The organism is Hydrotalea sp. GW822-HT8A01, assembly GCF_058798575.1.
In genome coordinates this window covers 3,201,924-3,221,649 of record NZ_CM179506.1, presented here as the reverse complement: position 1 = coordinate 3,221,649, position 19,726 = coordinate 3,201,924, and the positions used below count along the sequence as shown (strand labels likewise).

General features: G+C 37.4%; 13 protein-coding genes. 6 read left to right on the top strand and 7 right to left on the bottom strand.

Translation table 11 applies throughout. The features are described 5' to 3' along the window. Nucleotide 1 precedes the first annotated feature (1 nt). Nucleotides 2–2,239: a DUF4954 family protein gene (locus tag AC3QLY_RS14290; RefSeq protein ID WP_218330353.1), complete on the bottom strand. Its 2,238-nt coding sequence runs from the start codon at nt 2,237–2,239 to the stop codon at nt 2–4. A 24-nt stretch (nt 2,240–2,263) separates the two neighbouring features. After that, nucleotides 2,264–4,102, bottom strand: coding sequence for a glutamine--fructose-6-phosphate transaminase (isomerizing) (gene glmS, locus AC3QLY_RS14285; RefSeq protein ID WP_218330354.1), 1,839 nt, complete (start codon nt 4,100–4,102; stop codon nt 2,264–2,266). A gap of 83 nt (nt 4,103–4,185) precedes the next feature. On the opposite strand from glmS, the gene AC3QLY_RS14280 reads away from it, so the two are divergent. The 3 genes from AC3QLY_RS14280 to AC3QLY_RS14270 all read left to right on the top strand — a co-directional run bounded on the left by AC3QLY_RS14280 (nt 4,186) and on the right by AC3QLY_RS14270 (nt 7,691). Further along, nucleotides 4,186–4,794, top strand: a complete 609-nt coding sequence (locus AC3QLY_RS14280) for a GNAT family N-acetyltransferase (protein ID WP_218330355.1) — start codon at nt 4,186–4,188, stop codon at nt 4,792–4,794. 272 nt (nt 4,795–5,066) lie between these two features. Further along, nucleotides 5,067–6,653: a peptide chain release factor 3 gene (locus AC3QLY_RS14275; protein ID WP_218330356.1), complete on the top strand. Its 1,587-nt coding sequence runs from the start codon at nt 5,067–5,069 to the stop codon at nt 6,651–6,653. Nucleotides 6,654–6,701: 48 nt separating this feature from the next. Next, the gene (locus AC3QLY_RS14270; RefSeq protein WP_218330357.1) at nt 6,702–7,691 is read left to right on the top strand and encodes a YpdA family putative bacillithiol disulfide reductase; all 990 of its coding nucleotides are present in this window, start codon (nt 6,702–6,704) and stop codon (nt 7,689–7,691) included. Nucleotides 7,692–7,822: 131 nt separating this feature from the next. On the opposite strand, the gene AC3QLY_RS14265 is transcribed toward AC3QLY_RS14270, so the two are convergent. Next, the gene (locus AC3QLY_RS14265) at nt 7,823–9,019 is read right to left on the bottom strand and encodes a pyridoxal phosphate-dependent aminotransferase (protein WP_228733070.1); all 1,197 of its coding nucleotides are present in this window, start codon (nt 9,017–9,019) and stop codon (nt 7,823–7,825) included. A gap of 95 nt (nt 9,020–9,114) precedes the next feature. Beyond that, nucleotides 9,115–10,311: a serine hydrolase gene (locus AC3QLY_RS14260; protein WP_288071190.1), complete on the bottom strand. Its 1,197-nt coding sequence runs from the start codon at nt 10,309–10,311 to the stop codon at nt 9,115–9,117. Nucleotides 10,312–10,432: 121 nt separating this feature from the next. On the opposite strand from AC3QLY_RS14260, the gene AC3QLY_RS14255 reads away from it, so the two are divergent. Further along, a complete protein-coding gene (locus AC3QLY_RS14255) occupies nt 10,433–11,869 on the top strand; it encodes an L-serine ammonia-lyase (RefSeq protein WP_218330360.1) in 1,437 nt (478 codons plus the stop codon). Between the two features lie 34 nt (nt 11,870–11,903). Here AC3QLY_RS14255 and mqnE read toward each other — a convergent pair whose 3' ends face one another. Further along, nucleotides 11,904–13,082, bottom strand: coding sequence for an aminofutalosine synthase MqnE (mqnE, locus tag AC3QLY_RS14250; protein WP_218330361.1), 1,179 nt, complete (start codon nt 13,080–13,082; stop codon nt 11,904–11,906). Between the two features lie 184 nt (nt 13,083–13,266). On the opposite strand from mqnE, the gene AC3QLY_RS14245 reads away from it, so the two are divergent. Continuing rightward, nucleotides 13,267–14,523, top strand: a complete 1,257-nt coding sequence (locus AC3QLY_RS14245; protein ID WP_218330362.1) for a nucleoside permease — start codon at nt 13,267–13,269, stop codon at nt 14,521–14,523. A gap of 60 nt (nt 14,524–14,583) precedes the next feature. On the opposite strand, the gene trxA is transcribed toward AC3QLY_RS14245, so the two are convergent. After that, a complete protein-coding gene (gene trxA / locus AC3QLY_RS14240) occupies nt 14,584–14,901 on the bottom strand; it encodes a thioredoxin (RefSeq protein WP_075051771.1) in 318 nt (105 codons plus the stop codon). Nucleotides 14,902–15,081: 180 nt separating this feature from the next. Continuing rightward, nucleotides 15,082–18,759: a DNA polymerase III subunit alpha gene (dnaE, locus tag AC3QLY_RS14235; RefSeq protein WP_218330363.1), complete on the bottom strand. Its 3,678-nt coding sequence runs from the start codon at nt 18,757–18,759 to the stop codon at nt 15,082–15,084. 160 nt (nt 18,760–18,919) lie between these two features. Here dnaE and AC3QLY_RS14230 point away from each other — a divergent pair, with 160 nt between their 5' ends. Next, the gene (locus AC3QLY_RS14230; protein ID WP_218330364.1) at nt 18,920–19,627 is read left to right on the top strand and encodes a C40 family peptidase; all 708 of its coding nucleotides are present in this window, start codon (nt 18,920–18,922) and stop codon (nt 19,625–19,627) included. Nucleotides 19,628–19,726 lie beyond the last annotated feature (99 nt).

Sequence of the window (19,726 nt, the reverse complement as noted above, 5' to 3'; positions counted from 1 at the left end):
TTTATTTTTTAGCATTTTCTGATAAATGCAGTTGCTCTGTTAATTGTTGCAACTTCTTTTTAAAGGTTTTCAGTTCTTTATTTTGTTGATTAATGAAAGTATTATCCGATAGCTTACCCATTACGGCTTCCATTTCAGCATCGGAACCATACACCATTTTTCGATAAGGATTGATATAATCTTTTTTTCGGGAAAGATATATTTGTTCAGTAATCCAGGTTTTTGTTTTGAGCGTTTCATTGAATAATTGCAATAAAAATGAATCATCCACTTTCTTCCAGTCAATATTATACAGTTCCGTAAGGGAGGCCAATGCATGCATGGTTTTTTCAAAAGGATATTTTTGGCCTTGCAATTGATAAAAATCATGTACATCTTCCCAGTTTTTGATAATGCCTTTTTTAATGTGGGTTAATAATTGTTCAACAGTTGCATTTTCCATCAATTGCCCGCCTACATTGATCCACTCATTTCTTTTCGTGATTGTGAATGATTTTTTTAAGCTTGCAATGCTATCGATTTGGTTGGATGTTATCCATCCTAAAAGATGATTGGCTCCATAGTAGGCTATCATCTTTTTGTATAAATCGTACGCCTGATAAACTTTTATTACAACGGTTTTGCGTTTGGTATTCTCTACGCCGGGTAATACAATTTCTAATTGTTCAATGGTATCCAAATCTCTTTGTTCTAATAAACACTTGCCTTTTGCAATACAGGCTGTTGCATCATTTTGGCTGTTATTCGCTTCTTTATTTAAATAAGCTTTTCCGGTAATGTATGCTAATGTTTCTAATGCCTGAAACATTTCATTGACGGTATCGGGGGCCAAAAAATCGTATTCTAAGTATTGAATTTTTTCCTGCCTTTTATCTCTGTCAATATATTTCCAGCTATTACGTGCCAATGCATACATGTTGTACATAAACCAATAGCCCGGCATAATAACAAGTTGGTTCTTTTCATTATCCATACTTACCAATGAAAATGGTAAAGTGATGTTTAATTCAGCCGGATAATCGCCTTTGGCTAAAATGGTATAACTGGCAAATTTTGAATTGTGCTTCAGGCTAACGCATAAACCCGGCCAAAAGCCCCGGCCCATCACCATTTCGCCATCTGCACCTCTGGAGTTATGGTTTGAACCAATGGTAGCACCCGCTGCAATATTGCTTTGTCCCATTAAAAGTGCTGCACATAAAAATGAATTATTATGGTGTTGTTCATGTGCGGGAAAAATAAGTGAATTCAGAACCTCACAGCAGGAAATAGTAGCATTATTGCCCAAATATGAGTTAATTAATCTTGCACCATACTTTAATTGGGAATGCGAAGCCATAATAAATCTTACCGCCTTAACACCATAAAATATTCTGCATCCATAACCAATAATGCCGTTTACCAGTTCACAACCCTCACCAATTTGCGTTTGCCCTTCTTTACCAGAATTAATGGTTAAATTTTTTAATTTATTTGCGCCTTTAATATAGGCATCTTCACCAATCCAAACATCTTTTAAAATTGCACAGTTTTTAATAACAGTTCTGCTGCCAATTTTTCCGTAGTATCCTCTTTTTTGGTTAAACTGCTTTTCAGTAAAATTTTTAAATTGTTGCAGCAAAATAAAATCGTCTCTGTATTTGCTCCATAAATAAGCATCGCCGGGTAACATGCCATTGAATGGAATTACGCTTCTGCCGCCATTTTCGTTGCAAATTTCCATCCAAATTCTAATGGCCTCGTCTTCCCCTTCTTTTACAATACCATTTCCAAACTTAGCATGGTTGGTAGTTACCATTTCATTAATATTGGCCAAAATACATTCATTGCCAATAATGAAATGCGAAAGATAATTTACATTGTCAATTACTACATTATCACCAATATCGCAACTAATGATGATGGAGTTGTATAAACCTACAGGAATGGTTAAATCACTAAAGTTAAGGCAAACCGGTTCCAGTTTACCAATTCTAACCAGCCCAAAAAATTTACAATTTTTTACCAATTCAGGATTGAATGCATCGGATACCAGAATATTATTCCAGTCGTCACTGGTATTTCTGTTTTTAACCAAAGCTTCAATTTCATATGCCGTTAAGCGCCTGTATTGTATACCGCTTCTGTTCTGGGTATCTCTTAAATAATATTCATCTTTACCTTTTGGCAAAAACTGCAAAGGAATAAAATTGTATCCCAATTGTGGCATGGGAATTTTTTGAATATTATTTTCAGGCATTTGTTTTAATTTTAAGATCATTCATTATTCAACGGTAACACTTTTGGCTAAGTTGCGTGGTTTATCTACATCGTATCCTTTTGTAACCCCTACATAATAACTGAGCAATTGAAGTGGTATAACACTTAATAAAGGTGCTACAATTTCATCGGCATCCGGTACATACATAATATTATCCGCCATTCCGGGTAATACTGTATCACCCTCGCTTACAACAGCTACGATAATGCCTTTACGTGCTTTAATTTCCTGCACATTGCTAATTACTTTTTCATAATAGCGGTCTTTGGTTGCAACAAATACAACGGGTAGGGTATTGTCAACAAGTGCAATAGGACCATGTTTCATTTCTGCCGCCGGATATCCTTCGGCATGTATATAAGAAATTTCTTTCAGTTTTAAAGCGCCTTCCAATGCAACGGGGAAATTGTATCCCCGGCCAAGAAATAAAAAGTCGTGCGCATTTTTATATTTTTCTGCAATACTTTGAATATTAGATGTATCTTTTAAAATTTCTTTTACTTTTTCCGGAATGGTTTCTAATTCATGCATGAGTGCTTTATAACGTTCATAAGATAACGTGCCTTTGGCCAAACCTATTTTGAAAGCCATCATTGCCAATACGGCTAACTGACCGGTAAATGCTTTGGTACTGGCTACGCCAATTTCAGGTCCTGCATGGGTATAGGCACCTGCATGGCTTAACCGGGCAATACTACTGCCTACTACATTCACAACTCCAAAAATAAAAGCACCTTTTTCTTTTGCATTTTCTAATGCCACCAATGTGTCGGCTGTTTCGCCACTTTGTGAAATGGCAACAATAACATCTCCCTGGTGTATGATAGGGTTTCTGTATCTGAATTCACTGGCATATTCAACTTCTACCGGGATGCGACATAATTCTTCAATCATATATTCTGCAATTAAACCGGCATGCCAACTGGTACCACAAGCCACAATAATGATACGTTGTGCCTGTGTAAGTGCTTCAATATGGTTTTCGATACCACTCATCATAATTTTTCCAACATCGGGTAACAATCGGCCACGTAAGCAATCGTGAATGGTTTCAGGCTGTTCGTGAATTTCTTTCAGCATAAAATGTTCATAACCGCCTTTTTCTATGGCAGCTAAATCCATATCCAATTGCGTTATGAAAGGGGTTTGTTTCTCGTTGCCTAAATTTTTTAAAGTAAGCTCATCGGGTTTAACAATGGCAATTTCATAATCGTTTACATACACCACTTCTTTGGTATATTCAATAATTGGAGAGGCATCACTGGCTAAAAAATGCTCCCCTTTACCTATGCCAATTACCAACGGGCTGCCCTTTCTGGCAGCTATGATAGTTTCAGGATCGTTTTTATCTACCAATAAAATACAATAGGCGCCTACAATTCTTTTTAAAGCGATACGAACAGCTTCTTCTAAGCTGCAACTATTGTTCTTTTGAATGTCTTCTATAAAATTCAGTAATACTTCCGTGTCTGTATCACTGGTAAAGTGATAGCTTTTTTTCAGTAAATCATTTTTTATAGCAACGTAATTTTCAATAATACCATTATGAATCATGGCCAGATTACCATTGTTGCTGACATGCGGATGTGCGTTTCTATCGCTGGGCTCTCCATGAGTAGCCCAACGTGTATGCCCAATACCAATATGTGCATGTATATTTTTGCCAAGTGCTTCTTCTTCCAGTTCAGCTACTTTTCCTTTCTTCTTGTACACATTTAAAGCGCCATTATCTACCAATGCAACACCTGCACTGTCGTAGCCTCTGTATTCCAAACGTTTTAAGCCTTTAATAATAACCGGATAAGCTTCTCTTTTACCGATATAACCAACAATTCCACACATAATAATCGAATTTAAGATGAGTGTGCAATATCCTAAATTTTAATGGAAAAATTTGTATGTTCATGCATAAATACTCTATTTGCATGCAACTTGTATTTCCTTTTTTAGATGAAATTGTGTTGGAAGATGAACGCGTAAAATTGCGTAGTTTACAACAAAATGATGAGGTATATCTGCGTTTTTTTTCACAACATGAGCCCGAGTTATGGCAATATTCTATTCAGTCTGCTGCCGGTGATGATTTGCTTAAACAATACATCGATAAGGCTTTGATGGATAGAAAAACAGGTATTTCCTATCCGTTTATTGTGTACGATAAAAAGTGGCAGGAATACGCAGGATGCACCCGATTTTATGATATTCAAAGCGCACATGCAACTATGCAATTGGGGTATACCTGGTATGGAAAAAAATTTCAGGGAACTGGTTTGAATTTGCACTGTAAATATTTACTGCTTTCATTTGCTTTTGAAACGATAATGTTTGAAAGGGTAGAAGCCAGGTCAGATACGTTAAATAAAAGAAGTATTGCTGCCATGAAAAAAATAGGTTTTACCACGGAAGGGGTTTTGCGTAACAATGCATTGAGTGCAAACGGGAGAAGGAGAGATTCAATGGTATTGAGTATCTTAAGAAATGAATGGATGGAAGGGGTGAAACAAAGGTTGGAGGAGCAGTGTAAAATAATATGATTTTTTAAATTGATTAGTTCGTATTTGTTTTTGGTTTTATGCAAAATGATCTATGCAACGAAGGCTTTATTTTATTCTTAATTGATTCAATTGTTCTATCATATTTCAATAAGAATTGCATATCAACAAAAAATTGGGTACTTGTTTGTAGTTAGTTACACACTTATGTAGACGTTGATTTATTGAAAATGGCAATTTAGCTCATAACACCTCAATTTTGTACCTTTGCGGCTCCTATTTATAAAAAATTAAAAGTAATTGCGCATTAATCAATGAATTATCAACAGGAAATAGAACGAAGAAAAACCTTTGCCATTATATCTCACCCCGATGCCGGAAAAACAACACTTACTGAAAAATTACTATTATTTGGGGGTGCTATTCAAACAGCAGGGGCTGTAAAAAGTAATAAAATAAAAAAACATGCCACCAGCGATTTTATGGAAATTGAGCGCCAGCGTGGAATTTCTGTAGCTACCAGTGTAATGACCTTTGAATATGAAGGTTATTTAATTAATTTATTAGATACACCCGGCCATAAAGATTTTGCAGAAGATACTTACCGAACTTTAACTGCAGTGGATAGTGTGGTATTGGTTATTGATAGTGTAAATGGGGTAGAAGAGCAAACCCGCCGGTTGATGGAGGTTTGCAGAATGCGTGACACACCCGTTATAGTGTTCATCAATAAAATGGACAGAGATGGCAAAAACCGTTTTGATTTGTTGGAAGAAATTGAAAAAGAATTGAATATTGCTTTACATCCCATGACATGGCCCATTAATAGTGGGAAAGATTTTAAAGGGGTTTACAATATTACCAATAAAAATTTATTGCTATTTACTGCCGGCACCAAAGCAGATGATGAGGATGTATTACAAATTGATGATTTGAATAGCCCAATTGTTGACAATAAAATTGGTGAACGCGATGCTGCGCAATTAAGAGAGGATGTGGAACTGATTGAAGGTGTACATGGCAATTTGGTGATTGATGATTATTTAGCAGGAAAAGTAGCGCCCGTATTCTTTGGTAGTGCTGTGAATAATTTTGGGGTGCAGGAGATGTTGAATACTTTTATTCATATTGCACCTACACCGAGAAACAGGGCTACCTCAAAAGGATCGATAGCTCCAGATGATAGTACATTTAGTGGATTCATTTTTAAAATACATGCCAATTTAGATCCCCGTCATAGAGATCGAATAGCTTTTTTGAGAGTTTGCAGTGGTAAATTTGAACGTAGTAAATATTACCATCATGTTCGGTTGAATAAAGATATTCGCTTTAATAATCCCTATTCATTTTTGGCAAGAAGTAAAGATGTGATTGAAGATGCTTATCCTGGTGATGTGGTGGGTTTGTTTGATACCGGAAATTTTAAAATTGGTGATACACTTACAGCGGGAGCCAACTTTTATTTTCTGGGTATACCCACATTTTCTCCGGAAATATTCAAGGAGTTGGTGAATAAGGATCCAATGAAAGCCAAACAACTTGAAAAAGGTATACAGCAGTTAACTGATGAAGGTGTTGCGCAGTTATTTTCTCAATTTGGGGGAACCAAAAAGATTATTGGATGCGTTGGTGAGTTGCAGTTTGAGGTGATTCAATACCGGTTATTGCAGGAATATGGCGCTGCGGTTGAGTTCAGATCGCTGCCTTTTTATAAAGCCTGTTGGCTTACCAGTAATGATGCAAAAAAATTAGAAGATTTCCTTAGGTTTAAACAACAGAATACCGTAGAAGACAAAGATGGACATCCGGTATACCTGGCACAAAGCGAATGGTTTTTGAATACGGAAATTACCAATAACCCGGATATTATTTTTCACTTTAGCAGTGAAATTCATAAGTAACTTTTGTTGAATAAATGAATTGACCCTAATTCGTATTAAATATTTGCGATGAACGAATCTGAAATACTCGATGTAATCATTATTGGTGGCGGACCCATTGGTTTGGCTTGTGCATTAGAAGCAAAAACACATCAATTAAATTATGTAATTCTTGAAAAAGGATGTCTGGTGAATTCATTGTACCATTATCCCATGAATATGACATTCTTCTCAACTTCTGAAAAGTTAGAAATTGGTGGCGTTCCATTTGTGAGCATTGCGTCAAAGCCTACTCGTAATGAAGCTTTGGAATACTATAGGCGAGTGGCCATTAAAGAACAACTCAATATTCATTTGTTTGAAAAAGTATTGTGTGTCAAGCCGTTACAGGAAAGAAATAAACCTGTTTTTGAGGTAAAAACTTCAAAGGCTACTTATCACAGTTACAATATTGTTACTGCAACAGGGTTTTATGACATTCCTTTTTTATTAAATGTACCGGGGGAAGATTTACCAAAAGTTACGCATTATTATAAAGATCCTCATTTTTATGCTTTTCAGCAGGTGATTGTGGTAGGTGCCAATAATTCGGCAGTTGATGCTGCATTAGAAACCTGGCGTAAGGGCGCAAACGTTACCATGGTAATTCGGGAAAGCCAGATTGGTGAAAGGGTAAAATATTGGGTACGACCAGATATCATCAACAGAATTGAAGAAGGCTCTATCAGGGCATATTTTAATTCTGTTATTACGGCTATAGAACCACATCAGGTACATATTCAAACGCCGGATGGTGCGGTTATCATTCCCAACCAATGGGTGATTGCAGCTACGGGTTATCAGCCCGATTTCTCATTCCTGCAGCAAATGGGTATTCAATTGTCGGATGATGGGGTAAAGAAACCATCTTATGATGAAAACACACACGAAACCAATGTACCCGGCATTTATTTAGCCGGTGTGGTTTGTGGTGGTTTGAATACACACCGGTTATTTATTGAAAATTCGCGGGAACATGCGATTAAAATTTTGAATCATATTGCCGCAAAAAATACATAATATAAATAATAAGCGGGATGGTATTTTGTAGTGGCTGCATACTGAACAGAACGTACAAGTGTGCGACGCAACGAAACTGCACAATGGTATATAATGCCGGGTACAACAATACCATCCCGTTGGTAATTAGTTTATTGCAAAGTTGCAAGTGCATCTTTAATTCTTGCCCAGGCCTTTTCAATATTTTCCATGCTGTTGGCAAAAGAGAATCGAATACAGTTGGGTTCACCAAAAGCATCGCCCATTACGGATGAAACATGTGCTGTGTTTAGTAAGAACATGCTTAAATCGGCCGCATTGGCAATAGTTTCAGTGCCATTCTTTTTACCATAATAAGCACTTACATCAGGAAATACGTAAAATGCACCCTGTGGTTCAAAACATTTAAAACCCGGAATGCTCTTTACCAATGCTAATGTTTTTTCTCTGCGGCGGGCAAACTCGGCAGTCATGGCACGTGAAGGTGCCAAATCGCCGGTAAGTGCTGCTACAGCTGCTTTTTGAGTTATAGAGCAGGTGCCGCTGGTAAACTGGCCTTGTAATTTTTCGCAGGCTTTTACAATATCTGTATTGGCTGCAATATAACCTAAGCGCCAGCCCGTCATGGCAAAGCCTTTACTTAATCCGTTAATCACCACCACTCTTTCTTTGATGGAAGAGAATTGCGCAATACTTTCATGTTGACCAATGAAATTAATGTATTCGTAAATTTCGTCAGATAAAATGGTGATTTTTGGATGCTTTTCAAATATTTTTACCAAAGCAGCCAGTTCCTCTTTGGTATAAACAGCGCCGGAAGGGTTGCATGGTGATGAGAACATGAAAACACGGGTATTGGAAGTAATAGCCGCTTCTAATTGTTGTGGTGTAATTTTAAAATTATTTTCAACCGTAGTTCTTATTTCAACAACATGGCCACGGGCAATTTTAACCAGTTCAGAGTAAGTAACCCAATACGGTGTGGGTATAATTACTTCATCACCCTCATCCACCAAGGCTAAAATGGCATTGGCTAAGCTTTGTTTGGCGCCGGTTGAGGTAATGATATTTTCGGGTTTATAATCTAAATGGTTATCGCGTTTTAATTTGGTGCAAACGGCTTCTTTTAAATCGGCAAATCCGGCAACAGGTGTGTAATGGCTCCAGTTGTCGTTAATGGCTTTAATGGCTGCATCTTTTATATGTTGGGGGGTATCAAAATCGGGTTCTCCCAAACTCAGGTCAATTACATCAATGCCTTTTGCCCTTAGTTCGCGACCTAATTTGGCCATTTTAAGTGTTTCGGGTTCGCTGAAACGCAGTAGTAAAGTAGATAAATTGGTGCTCATGATTCAATTGCTTTTTAAATGGCACCAAATGTACTTAATTACTGAACAGGTTTATTAGAGAATTTTCAGCAGAAACTGAAAAAACTAAATAAAATTTACTGTTTTTGGTAATCGAATATAAATTCCGATAAATCTGGCACGTATGTCCGTTTTCTTGTTAACTCATATTGGTAAAGCAGTTGTCCGATGTTTTTCATAAATGGATAGCCGATGGAATCGTAATCGTATTGATCGTCGTTATAAATACCATCTGAATTGCAGGAAATGGTTGCACTCAACATAAATTCTATTTTATTTTGGGTATCGATGATATAGGCTACATCGGTTAAAAAACCATAAGCATCGCCTACTTTATTAAAAATTCTGATGTTTTTGGGTAAAGACCCTTTTTGTGAACCATACATTAAAAATTTGCAATAAGCATCCCAGTATGCAATAGTATCATAATTAGGATAATTGCTTTCGCGGGGGTAGGCGCTCATCCAATGTAACAGAAATTGTCTGTCGGTGGCTGTTAAGTTAAACCTGCTTTGAGGCGGAACAGATTCCGGAAAAATAACGGAGCGGAGTATATGCGTTAAATCTTCTAAATACACCCTGTTTTTTTCTGAGAAATTAAAGGGTTGGTGAACCAATGTTCCATTATTGTAATAACCATTTCCTAAAAACACATTTAGGTTCGGCAATGGACCATCGTTATATTGCGCCGGTTGGTGCCATAACTGTTTACCTGAAGTGTCGTAAAAAGAGCAGGCATTGGTTTGGCGGTTCTGCTCATCTGTTAAACTTACCTGTAGCCGATGGCGGATAATGGCATTGGGATAACCTTTTTGTTTGAGTTGATTCAGGATGGTTTTTTGTCCTAAAAATTCATAAAGGCGGTTAAATGCATCATTATCACTTATCAAAAAAATTTGTTTGATGTAATTGGCAATGGTAGGCCGGCTATCAATAGCGGTTGGCTGTGTAAAAACAAAACTTTGTTGGGGTGCACTGCTATCGGTAATTAAAGTGGTGTTTGCATTAACGCCGGAAATATTGATTTCATTTAATTTTTCTAATGCCAAAAAAGCAATGGGCATTTTTACCGTGCTGGCCGGATAGAAATAGTTGTTGGAAGTGTAGAAATGATATTCTGTAAGGATGGGCTGGTTGTTTTTATCACGGTTAATTTGGGTGTAAATAATTTGAACATTATATGCCTGCCGGTTTTGTAAAATGGCTGAAAATTGGTCGGGATGTTGTTGCATTAAGGTTTCTAAAAAATTAACCGGAAGCATATTCTGCATCATTTTTTTAGGGGTATTGCAGGCAAACAATATTGCGATGATAAAAAAAATAAACATTTTTTGAAGCATTTCCAAATATACAAATCCTGTAACATTACATGAAGCCGGTTCCTAACTTTGCACAATGGCAAATCAGGTACATGAGTCAATATCAGTGTTCGATATTTTTAAAATAGGCGTGGGGCCTTCCAGTTCGCATACATTGGGGCCATGGAAAGCAGCTTTGCAATGCGTTAATAATTTACAGACTGCATATCAATTACAGTTAGTACAAAAAATGCAAGTGTTACTGTATGGTTCTTTAGCCAAAACAGGGCACGGGCATGGTACCGATATTGCTGTAATGATGGGGCTTTGTGGCGAAAATCCTGAAACGATTGATGTAAATTCCATTCTTCTAAAAGTGGCTCAAATTAGAGAACAGGGCACTTTGTATTTAGGCAATGAAATAGCAATTGATTTTCAACCTGAAAATGATATTATTTTTTTGAAACAGGAAACGTTGCCTTATCACCCAAACGGTCTTTCTTTTTTGATATCATTAAGTGATGGTCAAGAAATTTGTGCTACTTATTATTCTATTGGTGGAGGCTTTATTGTGAAGGAAGGTGAGGAGCTTGCTTCCACACATCATCAGGTTGAATTGCCTTTTCCGATTAATAGGGCGAATGATTTATTGCGTTGGTGCATGAAAGGCCTTAGCATTAGTGATGTGGTGATGGAAAATGAACTGGCGTGGCGTAGTGAAGAGGCCACTCGCGAAGGCGTTTTACATATTTGGGAAACCATGCGAGATTGTATTTACAGAGGGTGCCATACACAAGGCGAATTACCGGGTGGATTAAAAGTAAAACGCAGGGCATTTGAGCTGAATAAAAAATTAATGGGTGGAACCCTTGCGCCGGATTATGATATTTGGCTTACTAAAATACAGGCTGGCGGCAACGCCTTTCAATACACATTAGATTGGGTAAGTTGTTTTGCTTTGGCGGTAAATGAAGAAAATGCATCGTTTGGCAGGGTAGTTACAGCTCCTACCAATGGTGCTGCCGGTGTAATACCTGCCGTATTGCAATATTTTATTTGTTTTTGTAATGGAAATGAAACCGATAAAATTATTCGTTTTCTGTTAACCGCTTCCGAAATTGGATCGATATTTAAAAAGGGGGCAACCATTTCAGCGGCAATGGGTGGCTGTCAGGCCGAAATTGGTGTAAGCAGTGCCATGGCAGCCGCTGCTTTAACTGAATGTATGGGAGGTAGCCAGCGACAGGCATTAATGGCTGCAGAAATTGCCATGGAGCATCATTTGGGTTTAACCTGCGACCCCATTGGCGGGTTGGTACAAATACCCTGTATTGAACGCAATACCATGGGTGCTATTAAGGCCATTACCGCATCGCAACTGGCTTTACAAAGTGCGCCAGATTTTGCCAAAGTAAGTTTAGACAAAGTAATTAAAACCATGTGGGATACGGCTTTAGATATGAACAGCAAATACAAAGAAACCTCCGATGGTGGTCTTGCTGTAAATATTCCATTGGGTTTAAGCGAATGTTGATGTGCTAACACATGATTGAACTGAATAGATTAGATTAATTCAATAATGGATTGGCAACAATAGCATCGTAACTTAAATTGCTGTAATCTCTTATTTCATGGTACAGTGTATCTCTTTCTACAGGTTGGCGGTTTACCTGTTTAATCAGGGTAACTAAATCGGCGGTTGACATGCTTGGATTTTGTTCTTCACTTCCCGCCATTGAATAAATTTTGGTAGAATCATCAATGGTGCCGTCAATATCATTCACACCAAACTGAAGTGTAAGTTGTGCATTCTTTCTGCCCAACATAGGCCAATAGGCTTTAATATGCGGGAAATTATCTAAATACAGCCTTGCTACTGCATACATTTTTAAATCTTCCACAATGGTTGATTCCGGCACATGGCTCATGTCATTGTCTTTATTCCTGAATTTTAAAGGAATAAATGTGTTAAACCCGCCGGTTTCATCCTGCAATTGACGCAAACGTTCCATGTGGTCAATCCGGTGCCAGTATTTTTCAATATGGCCATACAACATGGTGGCATTGGTATGCATGCCTAATTGATGCGCCGCTTTATGAATGTGTAACCAGCCATCTGCATCTACTTTGTCTGCACAAATTTGGGTACGTATTTCCGGATGAAAAATTTCTGCACCGCCACCGGGTAATGAGTCTAAACCTGCTTCATGTGCTATGCGCATGCCTTCTTCAACAGAAACTTTGGCTTTTCTAAACATATAATCCAACTCAACGGGGGTAAATGCTTTAATGTGTAAATCGGGGCGATGTGCTTTAATGGCCTTCAACAGCGTGGTAAAAAACCGTAAATCCATTTTAGGATGAACACCCCCCACAATATGCACTTCAGTAACCGGTTTACCATCATAGCTTTTCACAATATCCAGCATTTGTTCAATGCTCAGTTCCCAGCCTTCTTCGCGGTGTGCATATAAACGGGAATAGGCACAGAATTTACAACTGAACACACAAACATTGGTAGGCTCGATATGAAAATTACGATTGAAATAAGTTTTATCACCATGCTTTTGTTCTCGTACAAAGTTGGCCAATGCACCTAAAAATGGTAAAGAGCCTTTTTCAAATAATTGTACACCTTCTTCAAAACTGATACGCTGATTGGCAAATATTTTTTCGGCAATGGGTTGTAAATTTTTATCTGCTGTTTGAATCAGCATATCCGAGGAGTTATATACAGTTGCTTTCATCTTCTATTTTTTTTTGACAGGCAAAACTACCATTATAATTGTTCACATGAAGGGAATGTTAAGCGATAAGCAAAAATTACTATCTTCCGTTTTAAATTATTATTAACCTTGCTTGCTCTGAATGGAGTTGCCTGGCGTTTTAAAATACTGCCATCTATTATATGCAAGAAGAAAAACAAATGCAATGAATATTAAGTTTAGATTGATTTTGCTTAGTTTTTTAGAGTTTTTTATTTGGGGTTCCTGGTTAATTACTGTGGGTGCTTATTGGTTTCAAAACAAACAATGGACGGGAGAGGATTTTGGTAAAATTTTTTCAACTATGGGCATGTCTGCTATTTTTATGCCGGCTATTATGGGAATTATTGCCGACAGATATATAAATGCCGAAAAATTGTTGGCTTTTTGTCATTTAGCAGGTGCTGCAATATTGTTTTATTTACCTGCGGTAAATGATCCCGATACTTTTTTCTGGGTACTGTTATTGTATATGATTTTTTATATGCCAACTTTAGCATTGGCCAATACGGTTTCATATACTGCATTAATTAAAAACGGGAAAAATATTATTAAAGATTTTCCTCCCATCAGAGTATGGGGTACCATTGGTTTTATTGTAGCCATGTGGATTGTAAGTTTATTGCATATTGAAACTTCTGCCAGTCAATTTTATGTGGCTGCTATCGCATCATTATTGTTTGGTGTATATGCATTTACTTTACCCAAATGTCCGCCGCAGGCAAAAACCGGTGAGAAAAAATCATTTGCCGACATGATGGGGTTAAAGGCCTTTTCTCTGTTTGGACAATACAAAATGGCGCTGTTTTTTATTTTTGCTATGCTTTTGGGTGCTGCCCAGCAATTAACGAATGCTTATGGTGATACTTTTTTGCATGATTTTGCAAAGATTGATGCCTACAAAAATACCATTGCCGTAAAATTTCCGGCTATTATTATGTCTATTTCTCAAATTTCTGAAACCTTGTTTATTTTGGCCATTCCTTTTTTTCTTAGAAAGTTTGGAATTAAGATAGTGATGTTGTTGAGTATGTTAGCCTGGGTATTGCGTTTTGGTTTGTTTGCATATGGCAATCCTAGTAATGGATTGTGGATGATTATTCTTTCCTGCATTGTTTATGGAATGGCTTTCGATTTTTTCAATATAACCGGTTCTTTGTTTGTAGATACGCAGATAAAACCACAAATACGTGCCAGCGCACAGGGAATTTTTATGATGATGACTAATGGAGTAGGTGCTTTATTGGGAAGTCGTATCAGTGGCTATGCCATCTCCAAATTTTTTACCCATAGCGATAAAAGCCTTGATTGGTATGGTATCTGGATGTCGTTTTCTGTATATGCCATTATTATTGCAGTATTATTTTTGCTGCTGTTTCGGCATAAACACAGGCCGGAAGAAGTATTGCAAATGCAACATTAAAAGAATGAGGCCGCCTTCATTGTTGTTGGGACGGCCTCATTGAAATTGAGTCAATCTATTTTACTTATGCGCTTCAATTTTTTTCACAAAATTGGCTTTGGGTTGTGCGCCCACTAATTTATCAACTACTTCTCCATTTTTAATAAACAGGATAGCAGGGATGCTGGTAATGCCATAGTTTAAACTTACTTGCGGATTATGGTCAACATTTAATTTGCCCACTTTAACCACACCTTCATACTCTTTTGCCAGCTCTTCTACAACCGGACCAATAGCGCGACAAGGGCCACACCATTCTGCCCAAAAATCAATCATAGTTAATTTATCGTTTGCCAAAACTTCTGTTTGAAAGTTCGCATCTGTAATTTCTAAAGCCATTGTACAATTTTTTATGGTTATGAATAATTTATTAATTTGTCGCAAAAATAAATCCAAACTTACAATATGTTTGAAACCAGTTATACACCACTGTTAATTATGACTTTGTGATGACTGAAACGTTTGTTTTCAGCCATTTTGCCCTAATATGAGGCAAATCGTCAGTTGCTGATTCGGCCATTAATTTTGCAAATGCACATTTACCTGTACTTCCGGATGGTTTTGTAAAAACTGGATTAAATCATCATTCAGTAAAATACTCACTTCATTGTTGTATAAACTAATTTTCAGGTTTTCAGCGTTATCAATTATGTTGAATTTTAAAAGTGTTTTTCCCGGATATGCTTTCACATTTTCGGCTAAAAAATCAATCCATTCTTTTGTTAGGTCAACTGGCTCCATATTGATTTCGAGCATACGGGTAGTTCGTTCTTTCAGGGTTTCTAACAGATAGAGCTGGTTAATTTTAAATTCAAAATTTTCCTCACTTTTATAACGTTGCCTGAAATTGCCTGAGAGAAATACTTTCTGGCCCTTTTCCAAATAGTTTTGAAATTTTACATAATCTTCACTCCAAAGGGTGAATTCTGTTTTTCCTGAAAAATCTTCAATGATAAATGAGCCAAAATTTTTGCCTGTTTTGGTTACCCTATGTTGTACATCTACAATTAAACCTGCTATGCGTACCGTTAAATTGGCAGCTTGTTTTATGAGGTTGGTATCCATTTTTACTTCATTAAACTCTGCAATTTCAATAATTTGATAATGTTGCAATTCAAACCGGTAATGATCTAATGGATGCCCACTCATGAACATACCCGTTACTTCTTTTTCATAGTTTAATTTTTCTGTTAAAGGCCACTCTTCACATTCAGCTATTTTGGGTGCCGGAATTTCCATGGCAACAGGCAGTTCTCCAAACAAAGTATTGGCAGTACCACTTTTTATTTGTACACTGGCAGCACCATAATTAATAATTTTTTCCAGATTGCTAATTTTATCTCCATCGCCTTTGGCAAAAAATTGTGCCCGATTCATTTGTGGAAAACAGTCGAACGCACCGCTATATGCCAAACTTTCCATCGATTTTTTATTGACAGAACGTTGATTGACCCTTCTAATAAAATCAAAAATATCTTTAAACTGCCCGTTTTTATTGCGCTCTTCAATAATGTTTTCAATAGCGGCATCACCTACGCCTTTAATGCCACCCAATCCAAAACGAATTTCTCCTTTTTTATTCACGGCAAAGCCTTTTAACGATTCGTTAATATCCGGCCCCAAAACTTTAATACCCATTCGCTTACACTCTTCCATAAAAAAAGTAATTTTATCAATACTTCCTGCATGGTTTAGAACAGCCGACATGTATTCTCTCGGATAATGTGCCTTTAAATAGGCAGTTTGATACGACACAAAAGCATAACAGGTACTGTGCGATTTATTGAAAGCATACTGCGCAAAGGCCTCCCAGTCAGTCCATATTTTTTCCAAAGCATCTGCTGAATGTCCTTTGGCTTTACCGCCCTCAATAAACTGCGCTTTCATTTTATCAAGCACACTTTTTTGTTTTTTACCCATTGCTTTTCGCAACACATCGGCATCGCCTTTGCTAAAACCTGCCAAACTCTGGCTCAATAACATAACCTGTTCCTGATAAACGGTAATGCCATAAGTATCTTTCAGGTATAGTTCTGCTTCCGGAATATCGTATACCACTTGTTCTCGTCCTTGTTTACGGGCAATAAAGCTGGGAATATAAGCAATAGGGCCTGGGCGGTATAATGCGTTCATGGCAATTAAGTCATCAAACTGATCGGGCTTTAATTCACGCAGGTATTTTTGCATGCCAACACTTTCAAACTGGAATGTGCCATTGGTTTCACCTTTCTGATATAATTGAAAAGTTTTTTCATCATCTAATGGAATGGTATCTAAATCAATTTCTATTTGATGATTTTGTTTGATTAATTCAAGTGCGGTTTTAAGAATAGAAAGCGTTTTTAAGCCCAGAAAGTCCATTTTAATTACACCGGCCTCTTCAATACTATTGCCTTCAATTTGTGTTAACCATAAAGAAGAATCTTTTGCAGTAGCAACAGGAATCAGTTCCGTTAAATCTTTTGGGGCAATGATGATGCCTGCAGCATGCACACCGGTATTGCGGATGCTGCCTTCAAGTCTGTCAGCTTCTTTTAAAACCTGGGCACGAATATCATCTCCGGCATAAATTTCCCTGAGTTTTTTAATGTTCTCAATATCTTCCTGAGTATATCCTTCTTTTTCTTCTAATGATTTTTCGCCCTCTTTGGCGGTGATGGGTGCATGTAAAACTCTTCTTAATTCGGTTCCGGGTTTATCGGGCACCAATTTAGCCAGCATATTGGCTTCGGCCAGCGGCAAATCCATTACCCGGGCAACATCTTTAATGCTGCTTTTGGCAGCCATGGTACCATAGGTAATAATTTGTGCCACTTGATTTTTTCCATATTTCTCAACCACATAATCAATTACTTTCTGACGGCCATCATCATCAAAGTCGGTATCAATATCGGGCATTGATTTACGATCGGGGTTTAAAAACCGCTCGAACAATAAATTGTATTTAATGGGGTCAATATTGGTAATGCCAATACAATAAGCCACTACCGAACCGGCGGCAGAACCGCGGCCCGGGCCTACAAACACTTTCATGTCTCTGCCTGCCTTAATAAAATCGCTTACAATTAAAAAGTAGCCTGCAAAGCCCATGGTTTTAATGGTAAACAATTCAAAGTCAATACGTTCTTGGGTTGTGGCATTTATTTCGCCATAACGTTGTTTGGCTCCTTCATAAGTAAGGTGTTTTAAATATTCCCACTGGTTCAAATTATCATCATCATGAATTTTAAAAGAAACCGGAATAGGGAAGGCCGGCAGTAAAATATCTTTTTTTAAATTCAGTACTTCAATTTTATCTACAATGGCATTGGTATTGTCAATTGCTTCCGGAATGTCGGCAAACAGGGTAGCCATTTCTTCCGGTGTTTTAAAATAAAACTGATCGTTCGGAAATTTAAAACGCCGGTTTTTGATCTGCACTTCATCATTTACAAAATCATCAAAACCTGGTGTTGATTGTTTTTCACCTGTATTTACGCACAATAAAATATCATGTGCATTGTAGTCGTCACGTTCAGTATAGTGGCTGTCGTTTGTAGCTATTACCGGAACATTGTATTTTTTGGAAAACTGTAAAAGGGTATGGTTGATGATTTCCTGTTCTTTAATGTTGTGGCGTTGTAATTCAATATAATAATCCTCGCCAAAAATATCTAACCACCATTTAAATTCCTGTTCAGCTTTGGCAGTATCGCCTTTTAAAATGGTTTGTGGCACATAAGCGCCAATGCAGCAGGTGGTGGCAATGAGGCCTTCATGGTATTGCAGAATTAATTCTTTGTCAATTCTGGGATACTTGCTATACATGCCTTCAATAAATCCTAATGAGGTTAATTTAATGAGGTTTTGATAGCCTTGTTTATTTTTAGCCAGCAATACCTGATGGTAGCGGTGGTCTTTTAATTCTTTAGTGAAAGTTTTAATATGCCTGTTTTCTACCACATAAAATTCGCAACCCACAATAGGCTTAATAACAGGTTCTAATATATCTTTACCATTGGTATCTTTACCAACTACTTTTGTGTTTTTCCAGGCCTGATTCACAAAATCAAATACGCCAAACATATTTCCATGGTCAGTTAAAGCCACAGCCGGCATGTTATTAGCGGCCGCTTTTTTGTAAAGTGAACCGATGGAAGCTGCCCCATCGAGTAAGGAATATTGCGAGTGAACATGTAGATGTGAAAATTTAGGCATGACTGTTGAAAATTTGAAACCATTCAAAAGTCAAATGTACTGCTTTCGGCAGGCAAATGAAGTTGAAAAATTTATCCACAATTCCGGTGTTATAAAGTTGAATGGATAAAAGTTGTGCAGGTTTGGGCAGCTTAAAAAAGGGTTGTTTATTTTGCAAGCTATGGCAAAGCGTTGTATAACAGTTTTTTTTATTGCGGGAATAGTTTTAGCTGTAACCGGTTGTAAAACTTTGCGGAAAATTACAGCCCACGATAATTCATTAACCACTACTTCCAAATCGGTAAAATCAGGAAACCCTGAATTTATTGATGGAATAGAAATTGCCCCCGGTTCAGTTGTAAATTCCCGCCATAAAACAGCTACTACAAAAATTAACACCTTGAATCGTGCTGCTGCCAATGAAAATAATCCCAATAGCTGGGTAAGTATCGAAAAAGCCAGCTGGCTGCAAATGAAATATGCCATTATAATGGATGTAACGGTTGAAAAGCTAACCGATATTCTTTTGCTTCAAGAAATTGATGAATGGTGGGGCACCAATTATTGCTTAGGCGGCAGTACAAAAGCATGTATTGATTGTTCTGCTTTTACCTATATTGTAATGCGGGATGTTTATGGAGTGAATTTACCCCGTACAGCGCAGGAACAATATAATAGCTGTTCTAAAATACCCGATGATTCGCTGCAGGAAGGTGATTTGGTATTTTTTCATACCGGTGGTAGAAGAAGCAGGGCCATTTCACATGTAGGTGTTTATATAGCCAATCAAAAATTTGCCAATGCTTCTACAAGCAGTGGTGTTACCATCAGCGATTTGAATGATCCTTATTGGAAAAGAGCCTACCGTGGTGCCGGCAGGGTTCGTTAAGCCTGCAATTTGTCCATTGCGTTCAATCATAACTTTCGCTTTTATTGAAATACATTATTTTTACAGCTTGTTTTTCTTTTTTTAACTGTACGCCTCTTA